We start from the raw sequence: 16,321 nt of genomic DNA, 5'->3' as shown, positions 1-16,321 counted from the left end.
CCCCTCAAAGCCGAAGGGCATCCCGTGAGCGCCATTCGCCCGGCAGCCGTCGTCGTTCTCGCAGCGGGTGAGGGCACCCGTATGAAGTCGGCCACACCCAAGGTCCTGCACGAGCTGTGCGGCCGGTCCCTCGTCGGGCACGTGCTCGCCGCCGCCGGAGAGCTGGACCCCGAGAACCTGGTCGCCGTCGTCGGGCACGCCCGCGAGAAGGTCACCGCGCATCTCGCCGAGGTCGCCCCCGACGTACGCACCGCCGTCCAGGAGCAGCAGAACGGCACCGGGCACGCCGTGCGGATGGGTCTGGAGGCGCTGGGCGGCGCCGTGGACGGGACCGTGGTCGTGGTCTGCGGCGACACTCCGCTGCTGACCGGCGAGACGCTCAAGGCCCTCGCCGCCACCCACACCGCCGACGGGAACGCCGTGACGGTGCTGACGGCCGAGGTGCCGGACGCGACGGGGTACGGGCGGATCGTGCGGGACGGGGCCTCGGGTGCCGTGACGGCGATCGTGGAGCACAAGGACGCCTCGGAGTCGCAGCGGGCGATCCGGGAGATCAACTCGGGTGTGTTCGCCTTCGACGGGCAGCTGCTCGCGGACGCCCTGGGCAAGGTGCGGACGGACAACAGCCAGGGCGAGGAGTACCTCACGGACGTGCTGGGGATCCTGCGCGAGGCGGGGCACCGGGTCGGCGCGTCCGTGGCCGGGGACCACCGGGAGATCGCGGGGATCAACAACCGTGTGCAACTGGCCGAGGCCCGCCGCATTCTCAACGACCGGCTGCTGACCGGGGCCATGCTGGCCGGCGTGACCGTGGTGGACCCGGCGACGACGTGGGTGGACGTGACGGTGACGTTCGAGCAGGACGTGGTCGTTCACCCGGGTACGCAGCTGCACGGCGCCACGCATCTCGCCGAGGGCTGCGAGGTCGGGCCGAACACCCGGCTCACGGACACGCGGGTGGACGCCGGCGCACGGGTGGACAACACCGTCGCCTACAGCGCTCACGTCGGACCGCAGGCCTCCGTCGGGCCGTACGCGTATCTGCGGCCGGGCACGCGGCTGGGCCCGAAGTCGAAGATCGGTACGTTCGTGGAGGCGAAGAACGCGTCGATCGGTGAGGGGACGAAGGTTCCGCACCTCTCCTACATGGGTGACGCGACGATCGGTGACTTCACGAACATCGGTGCCGCGAGCGTGTTCGTGAACTACGACGGGCAGGACAAGCACCACACGACGATCGGCTCGCACTGCCGTACGGGTTCGGACAACATGTTTGTGGCTCCTGTCACGGTTGGGGACGGTGCCTACACCGCCGCCGGCTCGGTGATCACGAAGGACGTGCCGCCCGGTTCGCTGGCCGTGGCCCGTGGCCAGCAGCGGAATATCGAGGGTTGGGTGGCCCGGAAGCGTCCGGGGAGCGCGGCGGCGAAGGCGGCCGAGGCGGTGTCCCGTGAGGCGGACGGCGAGGACTGACCGGAAACCGGTGCGTCGAACACGGCGTACCGTGATAAGTGCACATCCGCACCCCACCAGCTGAGACGCCCCCGCGGCCAGCGGGAGAGCGCCCATGTCGCTCAGCTGCGAACCTCTGAGGAGAAAGTGCTGTGACCGGGATCAAGACGACCGGCGAGAAGAAGATGATGTTCTTCTCCGGCCGCGCACACCCCGAGCTTGCCGAGGAGGTCGCCCAGCAGCTGGGTGTCGGGGTCGTCCCGACGAAGGCCTTCGACTTCGCGAACGGTGAGATCTATGTGCGGTATCAGGAGTCGGCGCGTGGTGCGGACTGCTTCCTGATCCAGAGCCACACGGCTCCGATCAACAAGTGGGTCATGGAGCAGTTGATCATGATCGACGCGTTGAAGCGTGCGTCGGCCCGCTCGATCACCGTCATCGTGCCGTTCTACGGTTACGCGCGGCAGGACAAGAAGCACCGTGGACGTGAACCGATCTCGGCGCGTCTGATCGCGGACCTGATGAAGACCGCGGGTGCGGACCGGATTCTGGCCGTGGATCTGCACACGGACCAGATCCAGGGTTTCTTCGACGGCCCGGTGGACCACCTGTTCGCGCTGCCGCTGCTGGCGGACTACGTGGGTGCGAAGGTGGACCGTTCGAAGCTGACGGTGGTGTCGCCGGACGCGGGCCGGGTGCGGGTGGCGGACCGTTGGTGCGACCGTCTGGGTGCTCCGCTGGCGATCGTGCACAAGCGGCGTGACAAGGACGTGGCGAATCAGGTCACGGTGCACGAGGTCGTGGGTGATGTGAAGGGGCGCATCTGCGTCCTGGTCGACGACATGATCGACACGGGTGGCACGATCTGTGCGGCGGCGGACGCGCTGTTCGCGCACGGTGCGGAGGACGTCATCGTGACGGCGACGCACGGTGTGCTGTCGGGTCCGGCGGCGGACCGGCTGAAGAACTCGAAGGTGAGCGAGTTCGTGTTCACGAACACGCTGCCGACGCCGAACGAGCTGGAGCTGGACAAGATCACGGTGCTGTCGATCGCTCCGACGATCGCGCGTGCGGTGCGTGAGGTGTTCGAGGACGGTTCGGTGACGAGCCTGTTCGACGAGCAGTGAGTGTTCTGCAGTAACCGTTCTGCAGGCTTCGGTACCGCCTGTTGATCGTTTTGGGTACGGCCTTCCTCTCCGAGTAGACTGCTGAAGTTGCTCGGCGAGGGAGGCCGTACCCGTGTTCGCGGGTGTGGCGCTCCGTTATCGACGCGCTCTTCGTAGCAGGCCGTTCGTGGCCGGGTGACCACGTCCGTTCCTGATTTCCACGAGGAGTGATCATGTCCGAGGTGAAGCTCGCCGCCGAGACGCGCACCGAGTTCGGCAAGGGTGCCGCGCGTCGTATCCGCCGTGACAACAAGGTTCCCGGTGTTCTGTACGGTCACGGTTCCGACCCGCTGCACCTGACCCTGCCGGGTCACGAGCTGCTGCTGGCGCTGCGTACGTCGAACGTGCTGATCGCGCTGGACATCGACGGCAAGACCAACGAGCTGGCGATCCCGAAGTCCGTGCAGCGTGACCCGATCAAGGGTTTCCTGGAGCACGTCGACCTGCAGCTGGTGAAGCGCGGCGAGACCGTGTCGGTCGAGATCCCGGTGCAGGCCGAGGGTGAGCTGGCCCCCGGCGGCTACCTGCTGGAGTACGTCCTGGACGCGCTGCCGGTCGAGGCCGAGGCCACGCACATCCCGGAGCAGGTCACCGTGTCGGTGGCGGGTCTGGAGGCCGGTGCCTCGATCCACGCCAAGGACATCGCGCTGCCGTCCGGCGTGAAGCTGGACGTGGACGGCGACACCGTCGTGCTGCAGGTCCTGGCCGCGCAGGCCGAGGAGGCCCCGGCCGAGGGCGAGGGCGAGGGCGAAGAGGCCGCCGAGGCCTGATCCTCTCCGCCACGGTCATCGTGTGGTCGGCCGCTGTTCCCGTCCGGGGCAGCGGCCGACGCGTATGTGTGGACGGTGCGGACGGGTACGGACGGGTTCTGGGGACACGAAGGAGACATGGACGTGACGACGGACGCGGGGGCCCCCTGGCTGGTGGCCGGCCTGGGCAATCCGGGCCCCGAGTACGCCGCGAACCGGCACAACGTCGGTTTCATGGTGGCGGATCTGCTGGCGGAGCGGATGGGGGCGCGGTTCAAGCGGCACGGCAAGGCGCAGGCGCAGGTGGTGGAGGGGCGGATCGGTCCGCCGGGGCCCGCCAACCGGCGGGTGATCCTGGCCAAGCCGATGTCGTACATGAACGTGTCCGGCGGCCCGGTGACGGCGCTGCGGGACTTCTACAAGGTGCCGGTCGGCAATGTCGTGGCGGTGCACGACGAGCTGGACATCGACTACGGCGTGCTGCGGCTGAAGCTGGGCGGCGGGGACAACGGGCACAACGGGCTGAAGTCGATCACGAAGTCGCTGGGTGCGGACTATCACCGGGTGCGGTTCGGGATCGGCCGGCCGCCGGGGCGGATGCCGGTGGCGGACTTCGTGCTGCGGGACTTCTCGTCGGCGGAGCGCAAGGAGCTGGACTACTTCGTCGACCGCGCGGCCGACGCGGTGGAGGCTCTGGTGATCGAGGGTCTGGAGCGGGCGCAGAGCGCGTACAACTCCTGACTTGTCCGTCGATGGTGCGCGGGTGAGTTGACCGGGCGTGCAGGCATGGCCAATGATCCCGGCCATGCCTGCCTCTGCCGCCGCCGCTCGTGCCCGTCAGGCGTCGTCCGCGTCCTCCGCTCTGTTGACCTTCGGCCGGGTCGCGGCGATGGGGACGGTCACGGCGCTGATTCTGATCGCGGGGGTGTGGGCGTCGTGGGGTACGGCGCAGCACGTGCTGCTGACCAAGGGGCGGGAACAGGGCACGGTCCGGGTGACGCGGTGCGGGGGCGGGGTGTGCAGTGGGCCGTACTCGCCGGTGTCGGCGGGGTCGCAGGCGCGGGAGCGGGTCGTGATCGAGGACTCGGTCGCGGTGGCGAAGGGGCGGACGTACAGCGTGGTCCTGAAGCCCGGAAGCGGGGACGCGGTGCGGTCGGGGCCGGCGGGGATTCTGTACGCGTGGGTGCCCTTGGGTGGGGCGTTGCTGCTGGCGTCGGTGGTGGTCGCGGGCGGGCTGCGGCGGACTCGGGTGGCTTGGGGGATGGCGGGGGTGGGGGTTGCGCTGCTGACTGCGGCGTTCTTCGCGGTGTGAGTTGTTTCCGTACGACGTGAGGGTGCCCCGGGCTCTGTACGAGCTCGGGGCACCGGTGTTTTCACGTCTGCCCGCAGGCTGCGGGGGCGTCAGCCCGTGTTGCGGAGGCCCGCTGCCACGCCGTTGACCGTGAGGAGGAGGGCTCGGGCGAGGAGGGGGTCCGGGTCGGTGTTCGCGGCGGCTGCCTCTCGCTGGCGGCCCAGGAGGGCGACCTGGAGGTAGGAGATGGGGTCGAGGTAGGCGTCGCGGATGGTGAAGGTCTGCTTGAGGACCGGGTCGGCGTCCAGCAGTTCACTCTCGCCGGTGACGCGCAGGACCTCGGCGACGGTGAGCTCGTGCTCGGCCTTGATGGCGTCGAAGACGTGCTTGAGCTCGTCGGGGACGAGGGTGTCGACGTAGTGCTGGGCGATGCGCAGGTCGGTCTTGGCGAGGGTCATCTCGACGTTGGAGATGAAGTTGCGGAAGAAGTGCCACTGCTGGTGCATCTCGTCCAGGACGGTGTCCAGGCCGGCCTCGCGCAGGGCCTTGAGGCCGGAGCCGACGCCGTACCAGCCGGGGACGATCTGGCGGGACTGGGTCCAGCCGAACACCCACGGGATGGCGCGCAGTCCGTCGAGCGAGACGCCGGAGCCGGGACGGCGGGAGGGCCGGGAGCCCAGGTGCAGGTCGGCGAGCTGGTCGACCGGCGTGGAGGCCAGGAAGTAGGCCGGCAGGTCGGGGTCCTCGACGAGCCCCCGGTAGGCGGTGTGGGCGGCGTCGGAGACGACGTCCATGGCGGCGTCCCAGCGGGCCAGCGCCTCGTCGGACTGGCGGGGCGCGGTGTGCAGGGCGGAGGCCTGGAGGGTGGCCGCGACGGTCAGCTCCAGGTTCTCCCGGGCGAGGGCCGGGATGAGGTACTTGTCGGAGATGACCTCGCCCTGCTCGGTGACCTTGATCTCGCCCTCCAGGGTGCCCCAGGGCTGGGCGAGGATGGCGTCGTGGGTGGGGCCGCCGCCGCGGCCGACGGTGCCGCCGCGGCCGTGGAAGAGGCGCAGCCGTACGCCGTAGCGGTGGGCGACGTCGCGCAGGCGGCGCTGGGCGCGGTGGATCTCCCACTGGCTGGTGGTGATGCCGCCGAACTTGGAGGAGTCGGAGTAGCCGAGCATGACCTCCTGGACGTCGCCGCGCAGGGCGACCAGGCGCCGGTAGGAGGGGTCGGCGAGGAGGTCTTCGAGGATGGTGTCGGCGGCCTTGAGCTCCTCGGTGGTCTCCAGGAGCGGCACGATGCCGATCTTGGCCCAGCCGGCGTGCAGGTCGATCAGCCCGGCCTCGCGGGCCAGCACGGTCGCGGCGAAGACGTCGTCGGCGCCCTGGCACATGGAGATGATGTAGGACTCGATGACCTCGGGGCCGAAGACCTCCAGGGCGCGGCGGACGGTCTGGAAGACGCCGAGGGTCTTCTCGCCGGGCGCGTCGACGGGGGCCGGGGTGGGGGCGAGCGGCCTGCGGGAGCGCAGTTCCTTGGCGAGGAGCTTGGTGCGGTACTCGCGGGGCATGTCGGCGTAGCGCCAGGATTCCTCGCCGAGCCGGTCGAAGAGCTGGCCGAGGGCGTGGTGGTGGGCGTCGGCGTGTTCGCGGACGTCCATGGTGGCGAGCTGGAGGCCGAAGGCGGCCAGGGTGCGGATGGTGCGGGCGAGGCGGCCGTCGGCGAAGAGGCCGCCGCGGTGCTCGCGCAGCGAGGTCTGGACGATGCGCAGGTCGTCGATGAGCTGGGCGGTGCCGAGGTAGTCGCGGCCCTCTTCGTGGGGGGTGCCCTTGGCGAGGCGCTGCTTGGTGTTCTCCAGCTTCTGCCGGATGCAGGTGGCCTTGAGCCGGTAGGGCTCCTCGGCGTTGAGGCGCTTGTAGCGGGGGCTGATCTCGGGGAGCCGCTCGATGTCGGCCCGGAGGGAGGTCAGCAGTTCCTCGGTCGCGCCCGCGTAGCGGATGGAGTTGGAGAGGAAGCCGCGCAGTTCGTCGATCATCTCCAGGGCGTCGTTGATGCCGTGTTCGTGCTGGAGGATGAGGACGTCCCAGGTCACCTGGGGGGTGACGTTGGGGTTGCCGTCGCGGTCGCCGCCGATCCAGGTGCCGAAGGTGAGGGGGCGGGTGTCGTCCGGGAGCTTGACTCCGGCGCGCTCCAGCTCGGCGGTCAGGTCCTCCAGGACGTCGCCGACGGCGCCCGCGTGCAGCTCGTCGAGGTAGTAGATGGCGTTGCGGGCCTCGTCGGCGGGCTCGGGGCGGACGACGCGCAGTTCGTCGGTCTGCCAGACGAGGTCGATGTTCTCGGCGAGGCGGGTGTCGAGGCGGCGCCGGTCGGACTCGTTGACCGGGGTGTCCAGGAGGGCGGCGATGCGGCGCAGCTTGTTGAGGACGGAGCGGCGGGCGGCCTCGGTGGGGTGCGCGGTGAAGACGGGGCGCACGTTGAGGTGGCGGACCGTTTCGCGCAGGTGCTCGGGGTCGGCGTCCTTGAGCCGGTCGGCGGTGCGGGCGAGCAGTCCGCCCTCGGCGGCGCGCTTGGCGCCGAGTTCGCGGCCGCGGTGGACCTGCTCGGTGACGTTGGCGAGGTGGAAGTAGGTGGAGAAGGCGCGGACGAGCTTGGCGGCGGTCTCCAGTTCGGTACCGCGCAGCAGTTCGGCGGCGGCCTCGCCGTCCTCGCGGGTGAGTCGGCGTACCTTCTCGACGAGTTCCAGCAGCTCGGGGCCCTCCTGCCGGACGAGGGTCTCGCCGAGGAGATCACCCAGTCGGCGGATGTCGGCGCGCAGCTCGCTGCTGGTCGTCGTGGTGGTCTGGTCGTCGGCACTGCTCACAGGTGCGGCTCCTTGCAGTGTTGAAGCTCGTCTGGGAGGGAACCCGGACGGCCGTCTCGCGCGGCGGGCGCCGCTTACCGGGCCGGACGTCCGGGAAGTAATCAGAGCGGACCGCGCTGTCCGACCGGCTTCCAGGATAGGTGTCGGTCGGGACGCGCAGGCTCTGGGGCTCTTGCCGCGCGGCCACGCACTGCCATACTTACGTCGCCGTAGGTTACGGAACCGTAGGAAAACCGTGCAGGTTTCCGGAGCCCGGCACCGGACCCACCCTCGACCCCACAGGGGACGCGCATGACCACGAGTTCCGATGTGATCCCAGACGCTCCGCAGCCGGCCGATGCCGCCGCGGCGTCCTCCGCCACGCTGGGTGGTGAGCAGAAGCGGTCGATCGAGCAGATCACGCTGCTGCTGTTCATCACCGTTCCGTTCCTCGCGCTGGTGGCGGCGGTGCCGCTGGCGTGGGGGTGGGGCGTGAGCTGGCTGGACCTGGGGCTGCTGGTCTTCTTCTACTTCCTGGGCTGCCACGGCATCACCATCGGCTTCCACCGTCACTTCACCCATGGTTCCTTCAAGGCGAAGCGGCCGTTGAAGATCGCGTTGGCGATCGCGGGGTCGATGGCGGTCGAGGGGCCGCTGGTGCGCTGGGTGGCCGACCACCGCAAGCACCACAAGTTCTCCGACGACGAGGGCGACCCGCATTCGCCGTGGCGGTACGGCGAGACGGTACCGGCCCTGATCAAGGGCCTGTGGTGGGCGCACATCGCGTGGATGTTCGACGAGGAGCAGACGCCGCAGGACAAGTACGCCCCGGATCTGATCAAGGACCCGGCGCTGCGGGCGATCTCCCGCCAGTTCATCCTGTGGACGGTGGTGTCCCTGGCGCTGCCGGCGCTGATCGGCGGGCTGGTCACGATGTCCTGGTGGGGGGCGTTCACCGGGTTCTTCTGGGGTTCACTCGTGCGGGTGGCGTTGCTGCACCACGTGACGTGGTCGATCAACTCGATCTGCCACGCGGTGGGCAAGCGCCCGTTCAAGTCCCGGGACCGTTCGGGCAACGTGTGGTGGCTGGCGGTGCTCTCCTGCGGTGAGTCCTGGCACAACCTGCACCACGCGGACCCGACGTCGGCGCGGCACGGTGTGATGCGCGGGCAGCTGGACTCCTCCGCCCGGCTGATCCGCTGGTTCGAGCGGCTGGGGTGGGCGTACGACGTGCGCTGGCCGTCACGCTCGCGTATCGATTCGCGCCGCAACACGGATCAAGACGGCGCCCGCCGCCGGAAGGAGACGGCGAAGGCGGCATGATTGACGCCGTGGCGACCGACTCCAGCAGCACCCCAAGCAACGAGAAGCCGCGGCGAGCGCGTCGCACCCGGATGACCGGTGCCGAGCGCCGCCAGCAGCTGCTGGAGATCGGCCGCACCCTCTTCGCGGCGAAGGGTTTCGAGGGCACGTCGGTGGAGGAGATCGCGGCGAAGGCCGGGGTGTCCAAGCCGGTGGTGTACGAGCACTTCGGCGGCAAGGAGGGGCTGTACGCGGTGGTCGTGGACCGTGAGATGCGGCGGCTGCTGGACATGGTGACCGGCTCGCTGACGGCGGGGCATCCGCGGGAGCTGTGCGAGCAGGCGGCCTTCGCGCTCCTGGACTACATCGAGGAGTACACGGACGGTTTCCGCATCCTGGTCCGTGACTCCCCCATCCCGCAGTCGACGGGTTCCTTCGCCTCGCTCATCTCGGACATCGCCACCCAGGTGGAGGACATCCTGGGCCGCGAGTTCAAGAACCGCGGCTTCGACGCGAAGCTGGCCCCGCTGTACGCGCAGGCGCTGGTGGGCATGGTGGCGCTGACCGGTCAGTGGTGGCTGGACGTGCGGCGCCCGAAGAAGGCGGAGGTGGCGGCGCACCTGGTGAACCTGGCGTGGCACGGCTTGGACGGCCTGGAACCGAAGCCGCGGCTGATCGGGCACCGCAAGAGCTAGCGGCCGCGAGGGGCGGAACACATGCAGCCACTGCGCGGCGTCACGGTCGTCTCGCTGGAGCAGGCGATCGCCGCTCCCTACGCCAGCCGTCAGCTCGCGGATCTCGGCGCGCGGGTGATCAAGGTGGAGCGCCCGGGGACGGGGGACTTCGCGCGGGCGTACGACACCCGGGTGCGGGGTCTGAGTTCGCACTTCGTGTGGGTCAACCGCAACAAGGAGTCCCTCACCCTGGACTTCAAGGATCCGCGGGGCCTCGCGCTGCTGCGCCGGCTGATCGGGGACGCCGACGTCTTCCTGCAGAACCTGGCACCGGGCGCGGCGGCCCGGGCGGGTCTGGGCGCCGCGGAGCTGCGGGCGGCGCATCCGGGGCTGATCGTGTGCGACATCTCCGGCTACGGCACGCCGGGCCCCTACGCGGACCGCAAGGCGTACGACCTGCTGGTGCAGTCCGAGGCGGGGCTGCTGTCGGTCACGGGCACGCCGGAGGAGACGGCGAAGGTGGGCATCCCGGTGTCGGACATCGCCGCCGGGATGTACGCGTACAGCTCGATCCTGGGCGCGCTGCTGGAGCGGGGGCGGACGGGCCGGGGCACGCACCTGGACGTGTCGATGCTGGAGGCCACGGTGGAGTGGCTGGGCTTCCCGCTGTACTACTCCTTCGACGGAGGCGAGCCGCCACCGCGGGCGGGCGCGGCGCACGCGACGATCTACCCGTACGGACCGTTCACGGCGGGCGACGGGAAGGTCGTGATGACGGCGGTGCAGAACGAGCGCGAGTGGCGCGGCTTCTGCGCGGGTTTCCTGGGCCGCCCGGAGCTGGCCGGGCATCCGCACTACGCGACCAACGCGGACCGCAACGCGCACCGGGAGGAGCTGGGCGCGCTGATCGCGGCCCGGTTCGCGGAGCTGACCGCGGCCGAGGCGATCGAGCTGCTCGACGCGGTGCCGGTCGCCAATGCGCGGGTCAACACGCTGGCCGAGGTGTGGGAGCACCCTCAGCTGGCCGCGCGCGGACGCCTGCACGAGGTGCCCACGCCGGCCGGTCCCGTTCCGGCGCTGGCGCCGCCCGGCCCGACCGGTGGGGCGCCCCGGATGGAGGCGGTCCCGGCGCTGGGCGAGCACACCCGTGCGGTCCTCGGCGGCCTCGGCCTGTCGCAGGAGGAGATCGACGCGCTCGTCGCGGACGGCGTGGTGTGAGCCGGGCCGGGGGTCAGGGCCGGGCGGGTCCGTCCGGTTCCAGGAACTCCAGGCGGTTGCCGACCGGGTCGGCGCAGTAGAAGCGCCGGTGGCCGGGCAGGTCGTGGTCCCAGGTGACGGGCGTGCCGTGGGCCGTGAGGCGGGCGGCGAGCGTGTCGATCCCGGTGACCCGCAGCCCGGGGTGGGCCTTGCGGGCGGGGCGGAAGCCGGTCGTCTCGACGCCCAGGTGGAGGTGGACGGTGCCGGCCCGGAACCAGCAGCCGCCGTGTGCGGCGAGCGCGGGCGGTTTGGGGACCTCGGTCATGCCGAGGACGCCGAGGTAGAAGGCGCGCAGGGCGTCCTCGGAGCCGGGCGGCACGGCGAGCTGCACGTGGTCGAGGCCGGTGATCAACGGCTGCCTCCCCCGGGTTCCTTCCGTGCGACGGCGAAGACGCGGCGGAAGGGGAAGGGGGTGCCGTGCGCCTGGGCGGGGTAGGCGGCGCGCAGGACGGCCCGGTACTCGTCGAGGAACGCGTCGCGGGCGTCCGGGTCGTCGGCGAGGGCGTCCAGGACGGGCCGCAGTCCCGTGCCCTTCACCCAGTCGAGGACGGCGTCGTCGCCGGGCAGCAGGTGGATGTACGTGGTCTCCCACACGTCGGCGGTGCAGCCGGCGGCGGTGAGACGGGCGAGGTAGGCCTCGGGGGTGAGGACGGCGTCGTCGTGGCGCAGGACGCCGGTGAGGCGGTCCCGCCAGCGCCGGGAGTCGGCGAGTTCGCGCATCAGGCGGTGGCTGGGGGCGTGGAAGTTGCCGGGCACCTGGAGGGCGAGGGTGCCGCCGGGGGCGAGGCGGTCGATCCAGTCGGGGAAACGGTCGGCGTGGCCGGGGACCCACTGGAGGGTGGCGTTGCTGACGAGGAGGTCGCAGGGCTCGTCGGGGGTCCAGGTGCGGGCGTCGGCGGGGGCGAAGTCGAGGTGGCCGCCGCCGGGGGTGGGGCCGGCGTACTGCCTGGCCCGCTCCAGCATCTGCGGCGAGTTGTCGTAGCCGGTGATGCGGGCGGTGGGCCAGCGGTCGGCGAGGAGGGCGGTGGCGTTGCCGGGGCCGCAGCCGAGGTCGGCGATGCGGGGCGGGTCGGCGGGGAGGTCGGGGATCCGCGCGAGGAGGTCGGTGAAGGGGCGGGCGCGGTGGCCGGCGTGGCGCAGGTACTGGGCGGGGTCCCAGGTGGGGGCGGTGGCGGGCATGGAGCCTCCAGAGGGTGTCCGTGCGGGACGGGTACCCAGCGTGACTCCCGAATTATCTCGATGTCAAGATAGTTGTTGCCGAGAGGATCGACATCAAGAGACTTCACGTCGACACAACCACTACACTGATCGTCATGGAGGACGAGGTCGATCGGCTGGTCGCAGCGTGGCGCCGGGAGCGCCCGGACCTCGACGTGGAACCGCTCGAGGTGCTGAGCCGCGTCAGCAGGCTGGCCCGGCACCTGGACCGCGCACGGCGGCTGGCCTTCTCCGAACACAATCTCGAGCCGTGGGAGTTCGACGTACTGACGGCACTGCGCCGCGCGGGCACTCCCTACCAGCTCTCCCCGGGGCAGCTCCTCACCCAGACCCTGGTCACGTCGGGCACGATGACCAACCGGATCGACCGCCTGGCGAAGAAGGGCCTGGTGGAGCGCCTGCCCGACCCCAGTGACCGGCGCGGTGTCCTGGTCCGGCTCACCGACGAGGGCCGGGACCGCGCCGACCAGTCGCTGGCGGGTCTGCTGGCGCAGGAGCGCGCGATCCTGGGCGAGCTCTCGCGTGCCCAGCGCAGCGAGCTGGCGGCCCTGCTACGCCAGCTGACCGCCCCGTTCGACAACATCCCCGGTTGAGGGTCCGTCCAGGTCGGCCGGTCCCACCCCGGCCCGGCGGGCCAGCGCGACGGCGGCCAGGGTGGAGTGGACGCCCAGCTTGCCCAGGACGTTCTGCATGTGGGTGCGTACCGTGTGCGGGGACAGGTACAGCCGCTCGGCGACCGCTTTGCGGCCGAGGCCGGCGACCATGCAGCGCAGTACCTCGCGCTCGCGCGGGGTCAGCGACTCGACCAGCAGCTCGCTCTCGGTGCGGTGCTTGCGGGCGGCGGTCAGCTCGCGCAGGACGCCGGTGAGCAGGGCGGGCGGCAGGTGCGTCTCGTCGCGCAGGACGCCCCGGATGACGCTGAGCAGCCGGGACAGCGAGCAGTCCTTCGCCACCCACCCCGAGGCTCCGGCCCCGAGCGCGAGGGCGGCCCGCCGGGGGTCGTCCTTCTCGGCGAGGACGACGATCCGTACGCCCGGGTGCCCCGACCGCACGCCGGTGACCAGCGAGATCCCGTCGACCAGCCCGTCCTCGTTGCCGTCGCGCACGGGCACGGCGGGCCGGGTGCCGGGCACGTGGCCGCCCAGGTCGGCGTCGACGAGCAGCACGTCGAACCGGCGCCCCTCGGACGCGGCGCGTTCCAGGCAGCGCAGGGCGGCCGGACCGCTGCCGGCCGCGGAGACCTCGACGTCGGGCTCGGCGGCCAGGGCCGCCGCGAGCGACTCGGCGAAGATGCGATGGTCGTCGACGACCAGGACTCGGATACGAACCACGTAACCCCCTCCCCCGAGCTCCGCGCGGAGCAGGGGATACCCATCGTCTGTCCGTCCTCGGATGACGGCACCGGCACGGGTACGACGCCCGAGGCCCCGTATCCAGACCCCGTATTCAGCTGTGCCGTGCGGTAACCACTGCCCCCGCCCGGGCGTCGTACCCGGCTGTCTCGCCCCCTGAACGGCACCGGCCCCCACCGGTGCTGCTCATCAGAGTACGGGCGGGCGCCGACAGCGGAAGGCTATTTGCAGAACTGACTCCCCCACGCGTTTATGGTGTGCCGCATGTTTCGTCTTGTGACAGAAGTCGACAGGGAACGGCGCGATCTGCTGCGCACCCGCCTGCGGGAGACGAACACAGCGGCCTCCTCCGTCCTGCGTTCCCTGCGCGGAACCCCTCACGAACGCGAATTCCCGCTGCACGTGTGGGTGCTGGACGAGACCGGCGCCCTGGCGGGCGGCCTGGTCGGCCACACCTGGGCGACCTGGCTCCACGTGACCTACCTGTGGGTGGACGGCCGGCACCGCGGCTCGGGCCTGGGCTCCGCCCTCCTGGACGAGGCGGAACGCACCGCCCGCACCGAACGCGGCTGCACCGCCGCCCGCGTGGAGACCTGGGACTTCCAGGCCCCGGGCTTCTACACGAAGCGCGACTACGACGTCGTGTGCGTGATCCCCGACTACCCGCCGGGGGTCACGGAGTACACGCTGGTCAAGCGGTGGAGCTGAGGTGAGCCGGGAAGGCCCCGGGCCGTGGCGGGGGAAGCCGCGGCCCGGGGCCGGTCTATGGGGGCCGGGCGGTCAGTGGGCGTGGGCGGCGTGGTGGGTGACCTTGTGGATGGCCTTGATGGCGAGGTCGGGGCGGTCGGTGTGGATGTAGTGGCCGCTGCCCTTGGCGGTGGTGAGGCGGCTGTTGCGGGAGATCTCGCGCCACTCGTGCTGGCCCTTGGCCCACATGCGCTCGAGGGCGGGGCCGTACTGGGGGACCTCGGCGTACTGGGACTCGTGCTTGAGGATCTCGACGGGGATCCGTCCGGCGGAGCGGACCGGGCCGTCGGCGATGACGAACTGCTCCGGGTTCTGGCCCTCGTTGACGGCGAGGGCGCCGGCGCGGAGCTGTGCGGCCGTGCCGGTGGCGTCGGCGGGGACGGTGCGGTTCATGTCGCGGGTGAGGTGGGGGACGGTGGCGTCGAGGAGGACGAGTCCCTTGACGCGGTCGGTGTGGTCGGGGGCGTAGCGGGCCGCGATGTAGCCGCCCAGGGAGTGGCCGGCCAGGACGACGGGGCGGTCGCCGGCGAGGCGGTCGAGGACCTTCGTGAGCAGGGCGCCGGTGTCGTCCATGGTCTGCAGGGTGCCCGGGGCGGGCTTGTCGCTCCTGCCCTCGCCGAGGCGGTCGTAGGAGCAGACGCGGTTGGTCCTGCTCAGGGACTTCTGGAGCGGCGCCATGTTGTCCAGGCCCTCGCCGCCGCCCGCCATCAGCAGCACCAGCGGGTCGTGGCGGTGTGCGGCGCGGCCGGAGCAGGAGACGTTGACCGTGCGGCCGTCGACACGGATCTTCTTCTCGCCGGTGAAGGAGGCCCCGGCCGATGCCGCGGAGGAGCGGTCCTCGGTGCCGGCGTTGGCGTACTCCTCGTTGAGGACCAGTCCCGCACCGGCCGCGGTGCAGACGACGGCGATCGCGGCGGTCGCCTTGGCGAGGGTGCGGAACATGGGAGCCTCCAGCGGCGGGGTGGGTGGGAGTCGAGTGCTCAAGAAGCCTTCTCGGCCTGCCGGTTGTCGTTCCCGGCGACTGAGGAAGACTCTAGGAACCCGACGGCCCCCGATCGTCACCCCGCGGTGGACACCTGCCCGTAGCTCCTCCGGGGGACAGGCCCGCGAGGACTCAGCCCACCCGCCGGGCCCCCGCCGAGGGCACCGCCTCGAACACCCGCGGCGTCTTCAGGTCCGCCGCCGCGAAGGCGTCCTCGACCGCCTTGGTGACGGTGTCCACGTCCGCGGCCTCCACCAGGACGATCGCCGAGCCGCCGAAGCCGCCGCCGGTCATGCGGGCGCCGAGGGCACCGGCGGCGACGGCCGTGTCGACGACCAGGTCCAGCTCGCGGCAGGAGATGCGGAAGTCGTCGCGCAGCGAGGCGTGACCCTCCACCAGGACGGGGCCGATGGCCCGGGTGTCGCCGGACTCCAGGAGGGAGACCACCCGCTCGACGCGCTCGTCCTCGGTCACCACGTGCCGGACCAGGCGGCGCACCTCCTCCTCGTCGCCCAGGCGTTCCAGGGCGGCGTCCAGCTCGGCGTAGGGCACGTCGCGCAGCGCGTCGACGCCCAGCAGCGCGGCGCCCTTCTCGCAGCCGGCGCGGCGCTTGCCGTACTCGCCCTCGCTGTGGGAGTGCTTGACGCGGGTGTCGACGACCAGCAGGCGCATGCCCTCGGCGGCGAGGTCGAAGGGGATCTGCCGCTGGGACAGGTCCCGGGTGTCCAGGAACAGGGCGTGACCCGCCTGGCAGCAGGCGGAGGCCGTCTGGTCCATGATGCCGACCGGGGCACCGACGTAGACGTTCTCCGCGCGCTGGCACAGACGGGCCAGCTGCCAGCCGCGCAGGCCGAGGGAGTACAGGTCGTTCAACGCCAGGGCCACCACGACCTCCAGGGCCGCGGAGGACGAGAGTCCCGCGCCCGAGGGGACCGTGGAGGTCAGGTGGACGTCGGCGCCGGTCACGTCGTGGCCGGCCTCGCGCAGCGCCCAGACGACGCCCGAGGGGTACGCGGTCCAGGCCTTGTCCGAGCCGGGGGTCAGGTCGGCGACGCGCAGTTCGACCGGATCGGCCGTGATGTCGGCCGAGTGCAGGCGCAGGACACCGTCGTCGCGCCGGGAGACGGCCGCGACGGCGGTGTGCGGGAGGGCGAAGGGCATGACGAAGCCGTCGTTGTAGTCGGTGTGTTCGCCGATGAGGTTCACCCGGCCCGGCGCCGCCCACACGCCCTCCGGTTGTGCCCCGTACAGCTCCCGGAACCGCTCGCCGACGGTTTCCGCGACAGCCTCGCCCATGCCCTGACCC

General features: G+C 71.3%; 16 protein-coding genes. 10 read left to right on the top strand and 6 right to left on the bottom strand.

The annotated features are described in order from the left end of the window. The first annotated feature begins 24 nt into the window (after positions 1–24). The 5 genes from glmU (at position 25) to D1J63_RS21805 (ending at position 4,679) form a co-directional block, all read left to right on the top strand. Entirely contained in the window at positions 25–1,473 is a 1,449-nt protein-coding gene (glmU, locus tag D1J63_RS21825; RefSeq protein ID WP_125630988.1) for a bifunctional UDP-N-acetylglucosamine diphosphorylase/glucosamine-1-phosphate N-acetyltransferase GlmU, read from the top strand. A 131-nt stretch (positions 1,474–1,604) separates the two neighbouring features. Further along, positions 1,605–2,579 (top strand): ribose-phosphate diphosphokinase, encoded by a 975-nt coding sequence (locus D1J63_RS21820; RefSeq protein ID WP_061444301.1) that lies wholly within the window; start codon positions 1,605–1,607, stop codon positions 2,577–2,579. Between the two features lie 212 nt (positions 2,580–2,791). After that, positions 2,792–3,388 (top strand): 50S ribosomal protein L25/general stress protein Ctc, encoded by a 597-nt coding sequence (locus D1J63_RS21815; RefSeq protein ID WP_102929439.1) that lies wholly within the window; start codon positions 2,792–2,794, stop codon positions 3,386–3,388. A gap of 117 nt (positions 3,389–3,505) precedes the next feature. Beyond that, complete coding sequence (gene pth, locus D1J63_RS21810; RefSeq protein WP_102929440.1) at positions 3,506–4,108, top strand: aminoacyl-tRNA hydrolase; 603 nt, start codon at positions 3,506–3,508, stop codon at positions 4,106–4,108. Positions 4,109–4,172: 64 nt separating this feature from the next. Further along, a complete protein-coding gene (locus D1J63_RS21805; protein ID WP_164712915.1) occupies positions 4,173–4,679 on the top strand; it encodes a hypothetical protein in 507 nt (168 codons plus the stop codon). Positions 4,680–4,768: 89 nt separating this feature from the next. Here D1J63_RS21805 and ppc read toward each other — a convergent pair whose 3' ends face one another. Beyond that, a complete protein-coding gene (gene ppc / locus D1J63_RS21800; RefSeq protein ID WP_125630986.1) occupies positions 4,769–7,504 on the bottom strand; it encodes a phosphoenolpyruvate carboxylase in 2,736 nt (911 codons plus the stop codon). 291 nt (positions 7,505–7,795) lie between these two features. On the opposite strand from ppc, the gene D1J63_RS21795 reads away from it, so the two are divergent. Genes D1J63_RS21795 through D1J63_RS21785 form a run of 3 tightly spaced genes read left to right on the top strand, consistent with a single transcriptional unit; the run spans position 7,796 to position 10,677 of the window. After that, the gene (locus D1J63_RS21795; RefSeq protein ID WP_102927245.1) at positions 7,796–8,806 is read left to right on the top strand and encodes a fatty acid desaturase; all 1,011 of its coding nucleotides are present in this window, start codon (positions 7,796–7,798) and stop codon (positions 8,804–8,806) included. Beyond that, complete coding sequence (locus D1J63_RS21790; protein WP_102927246.1) at positions 8,803–9,480, top strand: TetR/AcrR family transcriptional regulator; 678 nt, start codon at positions 8,803–8,805, stop codon at positions 9,478–9,480. The genes D1J63_RS21795 and D1J63_RS21790 overlap by 4 nt, the downstream gene beginning before the upstream one ends. A 21-nt stretch (positions 9,481–9,501) precedes the next feature. Then, positions 9,502–10,677: a CaiB/BaiF CoA-transferase family protein gene (locus D1J63_RS21785; protein ID WP_125630984.1), complete on the top strand. Its 1,176-nt coding sequence runs from the start codon at positions 9,502–9,504 to the stop codon at positions 10,675–10,677. Between the two features lie 13 nt (positions 10,678–10,690). Here D1J63_RS21785 and D1J63_RS21780 read toward each other — a convergent pair whose 3' ends face one another. Together D1J63_RS21780 and D1J63_RS21775 are read right to left on the bottom strand one after the other, a co-directional pair. Next, the gene (locus tag D1J63_RS21780; protein WP_125630982.1) at positions 10,691–11,068 is read right to left on the bottom strand and encodes a VOC family protein; all 378 of its coding nucleotides are present in this window, start codon (positions 11,066–11,068) and stop codon (positions 10,691–10,693) included. Next, positions 11,065–11,895, bottom strand: coding sequence for a trans-aconitate 2-methyltransferase (locus D1J63_RS21775; protein ID WP_125630981.1), 831 nt, complete (start codon positions 11,893–11,895; stop codon positions 11,065–11,067). Before D1J63_RS21775 ends, D1J63_RS21780 begins: the two co-directional genes overlap by 4 nt. A gap of 134 nt (positions 11,896–12,029) precedes the next feature. Between D1J63_RS21775 and tamR the strand changes: the two genes are divergently transcribed. Next, positions 12,030–12,527 carry a MarR family transcriptional regulator TamR gene (gene tamR, locus D1J63_RS21770; protein ID WP_102927250.1) on the top strand — a complete coding sequence of 166 codons (498 nt, stop codon included), beginning with the start codon at positions 12,030–12,032 and terminating at the stop codon, positions 12,525–12,527. Here the strand turns inward: tamR and D1J63_RS21765 are convergent. Beyond that, a complete protein-coding gene (locus D1J63_RS21765; protein ID WP_102927251.1) occupies positions 12,486–13,265 on the bottom strand; it encodes a response regulator transcription factor in 780 nt (259 codons plus the stop codon). The two genes, tamR and D1J63_RS21765, sit on opposite strands and share 42 nt — an antisense overlap. Before the next feature lie 273 nt (positions 13,266–13,538). Between D1J63_RS21765 and D1J63_RS21760 the strand changes: the two genes are divergently transcribed. Next, on the top strand, positions 13,539–13,994 hold the full coding sequence (locus D1J63_RS21760; protein ID WP_125630979.1) for a GNAT family N-acetyltransferase: 456 nt from the start codon (positions 13,539–13,541) through the stop codon (positions 13,992–13,994). A gap of 72 nt (positions 13,995–14,066) precedes the next feature. On the opposite strand, the gene D1J63_RS21755 is transcribed toward D1J63_RS21760, so the two are convergent. Continuing rightward, positions 14,067–14,975 carry an alpha/beta fold hydrolase gene (locus tag D1J63_RS21755; RefSeq protein WP_125635680.1) on the bottom strand — a complete coding sequence of 303 codons (909 nt, stop codon included), beginning with the start codon at positions 14,973–14,975 and terminating at the stop codon, positions 14,067–14,069. Positions 14,976–15,147: 172 nt separating this feature from the next. Next, positions 15,148–16,311 (bottom strand): galactokinase, encoded by a 1,164-nt coding sequence (gene galK, locus D1J63_RS21750; RefSeq protein WP_125630977.1) that lies wholly within the window; start codon positions 16,309–16,311, stop codon positions 15,148–15,150. Positions 16,312–16,321 lie beyond the last annotated feature (10 nt).

It is taken from the genome of Streptomyces sp. KPB2 (genome assembly GCF_003950055.1).
GTDB lineage: Bacteria > Actinomycetota > Actinomycetes > Streptomycetales > Streptomycetaceae > Streptomyces > Streptomyces salinarius.
This window is presented reverse-complemented; position numbering and strand designations above follow the sequence as displayed.